Origin of the sequence: Streptomyces aureoversilis (assembly GCF_042657885.1) — a bacterium.
Classification (GTDB): domain Bacteria; phylum Actinomycetota; class Actinomycetes; order Streptomycetales; family Streptomycetaceae; genus Streptomyces; species Streptomyces aureoversilis.
Genome location: NZ_JBHSKJ010000081.1, coordinates 1 through 733, shown reverse-complemented (window position 1 = coordinate 733; position 733 = coordinate 1). Strand labels below are relative to the sequence as shown.

Here is a 733-nt window from a genome sequence, read left to right as displayed (position 1 = left end):
CAAGCGATGGACCAGCCGCTGGAAGCGGGCTCTCCAGGCCTTCGACATCGCCTTCGACGGCCGCCTCTCAGTAGCCCACATCTGACAGACAAACCAACCCAGTTACACCGAAAACTTTACAGACCCCTACCTGGTAGATCAACTGCATCGGTCGTCTCTTTCCAAGGTCCTGACCTCGATGCCCGACATCGAGGTCAGGACCGGAGCCCGCATGATCGACGTCGGCAACGGCAGCACCTTCCCTACCGCCGCCAACTTCGCTGCATAGGCCGGCCTCGCCCTGGTGGCCAGGAGTTCCGGCTCCTCGATCGATGGGGAACACCCGGCCCGGCGAGGCAACAAGCAACTCAAGAGAGGCTTCCTCCTGACCGCATTCGCCTCCCTGGCCGACCCCGCATCACAGGGCTATTACGACAAGGAAAACGCGCAAAGCAAGCACCATGCCTAAGCCATTCCCTGCCTCACTTAACCATACGTAAGAGGCGCCTCAGCGCGGACGTTGCCAAGCTATCGCCCGGGCACCACCACTACCGCAGAAGAACCAGCCCCGGCGAATGTTTTCTGCTGGAGCGCTAACTGTTACCGGATCCCGCAGTGTCCTCAGACCCCGCAGTGTCCTCAGACCCCGCAGTGTCCTCAGACCCCGCAGTGTCCTCAGACCCCGCAGTGTCCTCAGACCCCGCAGTGTCCTCAGACCCCGCAGTGTCCTCAGACCCCGCAGTGTCCTCAGACC

Annotated in this window: 1 pseudogene; it reads left to right on the top strand. The window is 61.9% G+C overall.

The annotated features are described in order from the left end of the window. Positions 1-157: 157 nt before the first annotated feature. Positions 158-442: pseudogene (locus ACFPP6_RS36505) on the top strand (transposase); the annotation flags it as partial. Positions 443-733: the final 291 nt, after the last annotated feature.